The 4,516-nt window shown below is 74.9% G+C and carries 5 protein-coding genes and 1 pseudogene; 2 read left to right on the top strand and 4 right to left on the bottom strand.

Annotated elements, in window-relative coordinates; all coding sequences use genetic code 11:
- Positions 1-82 precede the first annotated feature (82 nt).
- The gene (locus SSOG_RS53440; RefSeq protein WP_009714358.1) at positions 83-802 is read left to right on the top strand and encodes a 3'-5' exonuclease; all 720 of its coding nucleotides are present in this window, start codon (positions 83-85) and stop codon (positions 800-802) included.
- Positions 803-883: 81 nt separating this feature from the next.
- On the top strand, positions 884-1,465 hold the full coding sequence (locus SSOG_RS11330) for a TIGR03086 family metal-binding protein (protein WP_009714357.1): 582 nt from the start codon (positions 884-886) through the stop codon (positions 1,463-1,465).
- 14 nt (positions 1,466-1,479) lie between these two features.
- Here the strand turns inward: SSOG_RS11330 and SSOG_RS11325 are convergent, their stop codons facing one another.
- The 4 genes and pseudogenes from SSOG_RS11325 to SSOG_RS11310 all read right to left on the bottom strand — a co-directional run.
- Positions 1,480-2,385, bottom strand: a complete 906-nt coding sequence (locus SSOG_RS11325) for a phosphotransferase enzyme family protein (RefSeq protein WP_039940978.1) — start codon at positions 2,383-2,385, stop codon at positions 1,480-1,482.
- A gap of 90 nt (positions 2,386-2,475) precedes the next feature.
- Entirely contained in the window at positions 2,476-3,021 is a 546-nt protein-coding gene (locus tag SSOG_RS11320) for a nitroreductase family protein (protein WP_009714355.1), read from the bottom strand.
- Complete coding sequence (locus tag SSOG_RS11315; protein ID WP_009714354.1) at positions 3,012-4,271, bottom strand: NAD(P)/FAD-dependent oxidoreductase; 1,260 nt, start codon at positions 4,269-4,271, stop codon at positions 3,012-3,014. The genes SSOG_RS11320 and SSOG_RS11315 overlap by 10 nt, the downstream gene beginning before the upstream one ends.
- Positions 4,268-4,516 (bottom strand): annotated as a pseudogene (locus SSOG_RS11310) (hypothetical protein); the annotation flags it as partial. The pseudogene SSOG_RS11310 and the gene SSOG_RS11315, both read right to left, overlap by 4 nt.

The raw sequence follows: 4,516 nt of genomic DNA, 5'->3' as shown, positions 1-4,516 counted from the left end.
GACGGCCCCGGCACCCGTTGTCAGTGGTGCGTGCGAAGGTGGCGACACCTGGGGGAAGCACAACAAAGGGAGGGCAACCGCCATGGGCTGGCACAGGGAGCTGCTGATCGGGTTCGATCTGGAGACGACGGGCACCGATCCGCGCACGGCACGGATCGTGACCGCCGCGGTGGTCGAGGTGCGCGGCGGGGAGCCGATCGGACGGCACGAGTGGCTGGCCGCGCCGGAAGTGCCCATTCCGGACGATGCGGTGGCCGTGCACGGGATCACCAACGAGCGGGCGGCGGCCGGTCGGCCCATACGCGAGGTGGCCGACGAGATCGCGGACGTGCTGGTGGCGCACTGGCGCGCGGGCGCGCCGGTGGTGGCGTACAACGCGGCGTTCGATCTGAGCCTGCTCGCCGCCGAGTTGGACCGCCACGGGCTGCGCTCGCTGGGCGAGCGGCTGGGCGGCGCGCCCACCGGCCCGGTCGTGGATCCGTACACGATAGACCGCGCCGTCGACCGCTACCGCAAGGGCAAGCGCACGCTGGAGGCGGTCTGCGGGGAGTACGGGGTGGCGCACGAGCGCGCCCATGAGGCCGGGGCGGACGCCCTCGCCGCAGTGCGGGTCGCCTGCGCGCTCGCCGAGCGGCACCGGGAGGTCGCCGGTCTGGAGCTGTGGGATCTCCACCACAAGCAGGTGGGGTGGTATGCGCACTGGGCCGCCGACTTCCAGTCCTGGCTGCGCCGCAAGGGCACTCCGGACGCGGTCGTGGACGGCAGCTGGCCGCTGCGCGAGGCGCGGGCGGCGGTGGGGTAGTCCCGGGGGCACCGATGAGTTCCCGCCGCCCGGCCGGTCCGTACTGGTGAGGGGGAGCGGACCGAAGAAGGAGAGCCACCGATGACCGACCAGACCGCACGTATCGACCTCGGCCCCGCGGCCGACCGGGTGACGGCGCTGCTCAGCGGCGTCTCGGACGATCAGCTGGGGGCGCCCACGCCCTGCTCGGCCTACTCGGTGGGAGATCTGCTCGACCACTTCATGGGGCTGGCCCTCGGTATGCGCCAGGCCGCGGAGAAGCAGGCCGGCGAGAATCCCGGTCTCGGGCAGGCCGAGAGCCTGGACCCCGACTGGCGCCACGAGCTGCCCCGGCGGCTGGAGGCGATGGCCGCCGCATGGCGGGATCCGGCGGCCTGGCAGGGCAGCACCCAGGCGGGCGGTGTCACCCTGCCCGCCGAGGCCATGGGCGTCGTCGCGCTGGACGAGCTGGTGATCCACGGCTGGGACCTCGCCCGCGCCACCGGGCAGCCCTACGACTGCGACCCGGGCAGCGCCGAGGCGATCATCGGGTGGCTGTCGTCGTTCCCGGACGAGGAGCGGCCGAAGGAGATCTTCGGATCCGTCGTCGCCGTGCCCGAGGGCGCGTCCGCACTGGACCGCGCCGTGGCGCTCAGCGGCCGCGACCCCGCGTGGACGGCGTGAGCCGACCCGGCCGGTCACAACGTGAACCAGCGCACCGCCGGATCGCCGGTGCGCAGCGAGTCCACCCGGCGGCGGAATTCGGCCCGCGCGGCCGGGCTGTCCGGCGCGTGCTGGGCCACCCACGCACAGCTCGCCGTCTCCCGCGCGCCGCGCAGCACGGCGCATCCGGACCACTCCCGGACGTCCCAGCCGTACGCCGTGGCGAACTCGTCGTACGCCTCCGGGCCGAGCCCGTAGCGGTGCCAGGACAGGGCCATCACGACGAGATCGTGCTCCCGCAGATCGGAGGAGAACGTCTCCAGATCGACCAGCACCGGACCGTCCGGGCCGATGTGCACGTTGCGCGGCAGCGCGTCGCCGTGAATCGGCCCGGGCGTGAGCCATGGGGTCAGCTCGGCGGTGGCCGCCGCGATGTCGTCCCGGCGGGCCCGCAGATACGCGGCGTCCGCCGGATCGATCGCGTCCCCGGCCAGCCGCAGCCACCGCTCGACCCCGCCCAGCAGATCGCGCCGCGGCAGGACGAGGTCCGGCGGCGGCTGCGGCAGGGCGTGCACCTGTCGCAGCAGCGCGGCGAGATCGCCCGGTTCGACGAGGCGCGCGGCCGGGGGCAGCCGCTGCCAGAAGGTGACGAGGTGGCCGTCGTACGCGAGGGGCTGTTCCGTGGCGAAGCGGCGGTCCGGGCGTACCGCGGGCACGCCCTCCCGGGCCAGCCAGTCGGCGACCCTGGCCTCCCGCTCCGCCCGTTCCCGTACGGCGAGGTCACGGCTGATCCGGACCACCAGGTCCAGGCCGTCGACGGCGAAGACGGCGTTCTCGCCGAGCGCCAGCAGCCGGGCCCCGGCGGCGTCGCCCGTGCCGTGCGGCAGCGCGGCGGCGAGCACCGCCCGCGCCCGCTCTTCCGTGAACCCCGCTTCCGCCACCACGCCGCACCTCTCCTGTCCGGACCGGACCGCCCGGCCCAGTCTCGCACCCGGCACCCCGGCGGTGGTCGGGGGAGCGCTCCGGAGGGGTTACACCGGGCTGAAGATCTTCAGGCGGTCGCCCACGTCCGGGGCCTGGCGGCGGCGGGTCGGGCGGCCCGGCTCCACGGTGCCGATGTACAGCCAGCCCAGGGCGCGTTCGGGTTGGTCGAGGTCGAGCAGTTTGCGGACCGGTTCGGCGTCGAGCTGGGCACCGGTCCGCCAGATACTGCCGAAGCCGCGGGCGTGGAGGAGCAGCATCAGCGAGGTGGTCATGGCGCTGACGGCGGCCATCTGTTCCCATTCCGGCACCGGGGAGACGGGGTCGGGGGAGAACACGAGCGTGGCCAGCAGCGGCGCCCGCCGGGTCTTGGCGCGCATCGCCTCGAGGCTCTTGCCGTTGTCCTCGGCCAGGGCGGCGGCGAGCGCGTCCCGGGAGTCTCCGGACATCAGCAGCCATCGCCAGGGCCGCAGCATGCCGTGGTCGGGGGCGCATGAGGCCGCCTTGAGCAGGTAGCGGAACTCTTCGGGACTGGGTGCGGGACCGGCGAGCTTCTGCTCGCTGCGGCGGGTGAGGATGGCCGTCATCACGTCCATGCTGGTTCCCTTTCGTGGTGGGGCCCGTGGTGGGGCGTGCCGAGCAGCAACTGTTCGGGTCCTGCGGGCATCTCGCGGCCCATCAGGGAGTGCAGGAGCGGGTAGGCGCTGGTGTCGCCCGCCAGGACGCCGCCGAGCAGGGTGCGGGCGTCGTCGGCGAGGACGAGCTTGGCGTAGCTGCCCGCCCGGTGGCGGTGGCGGATGTATTCGAGGGCGCCGGGGGTCTCGGCATGGCAGTCGCCGAAGCTGGCGACGTCGACGCCGAGCAGTTTGAGCCGGGTGGAGGTGTCGGCCCCCGCGAAGGGCCGCGCGGGAAGGCCCAGGAGCTGCGCGGCGACGCATTCGGCCATGCGGTAGCCGGGGGCGACGAGCCCGTAGCAGCGGCCCTCGACGGCGGCGCATTCGCCGATCGCCCAGATCCGGGGGTCGGGCGTGCGGCAGTGGTCGTCGACGAGGACGCCGCCGCGCGGCCCGCGCGTCAGACCTGACGGTTCGGCCAGGTCGTCGCGGGGCCGTACACCGGTCGCGAAGACGACCAGGGCCGCTTCCAGCCGGGTGCGGTCGTCGAGGGTCACCGCGCGGACCCGCCCGTCGGGGCCGGGGTCGAGGGACCGGGTGATGGTCCCGCAGTGGGGTTGGACGCCGAGCTTGCCGATGAGGTCGGCGAGGACCTGTCCGGCTCCGGCGTCGATCTGGAGCGGCAGCAGATGCGGGGCCGTCTCCACCACATGGGACCGCATGCCCAGCAGCCGCAGCGCGTTGGCCGCTTCGAGGCCGAGGAGCCCGCCGCCGATGACGACGCCCGCCCGGCCGGGAACGGCCGCCGCCCGGATGGCCTCGACGTCCTCGACGGTCCGGTAGCGGAAGCAGCCCGGCAGGTCGCGTCCCGCGATCGGCGGGACGAAGGGCCGGGAGCCGGTGGCCAGGACCAGCGCGTCGTAGCCCGTCACGGTGCCGTCCGCGCTGGTGACGGTGCGGGCGCGGCGGTCGACGGCGACGGCGGTGGTGCTCAGCCGGATATCGGCCATGGGGTCGTCGAGGAGGTCAGGGCCGGTCAGGTCGAGCGCCCCGGCGTCCCCGTCCTCCCCGCCCTCCAGGTGGGAGGAGAGCGAGATCCGGTCGTAGGCGGGCCGCGGTTCCTCGGCGAGGACGACGATGCGCCACCGGCCCTCCCGGTCCCGGTCCCGGATCCGTTCCACCAGCCAGTGGCCGACCATGCCGTGGCCGACGACGACGAGGGTGCGGGTCACCGGAGCGCCTCCGCCACCGCCGGTTCGGGCCGTGGCCCGGCGGCGGTGTGCAGGGCGGCGCACAGGTCGCGGACCGCGCCCGCGCAGGAGCCGCAGCCGGTGGTGGCGCGGGTGGCGGCGGCGAGCGCGGCCGCGTCCCGGGCGCCGCCGCGCCAGCTGTCGGGCCAGGGTGCGCTTGGTGGACGTTGTTGCAGTGGCAGACGACCGCGTTCGCCCGGCAGTTCCACCGGGTCCGCCGCGCCCGG

This window comes from Streptomyces himastatinicus ATCC 53653, assembly GCF_000158915.1.
In the GTDB taxonomy this organism is placed as follows: domain Bacteria; phylum Actinomycetota; class Actinomycetes; order Streptomycetales; family Streptomycetaceae; genus Streptomyces; species Streptomyces himastatinicus.
Note: the sequence above shows the minus strand (reverse complement) of the source record. Positions and strands in the feature narration are given on the sequence as shown.

Excerpts from the sequence above, each read along its gene's own strand:
- SSOG_RS53440 (WP_009714358.1), top strand. The coding sequence starts at position 83 with ATGGGCTGGCACAGGGAGCTGCTGATCGGGTTCGATCTGGAGACGACG.
- SSOG_RS11330 (WP_009714357.1), top strand. The coding sequence starts at position 884 with ATGACCGACCAGACCGCACGTATCGACCTCGGCCCCGCGGCCGACCGG.
- SSOG_RS11320 (WP_009714355.1), bottom strand. The coding sequence starts at position 3,021 with ATGGACGTGATGACGGCCATCCTCACCCGCCGCAGCGAGCAGAAGCTC.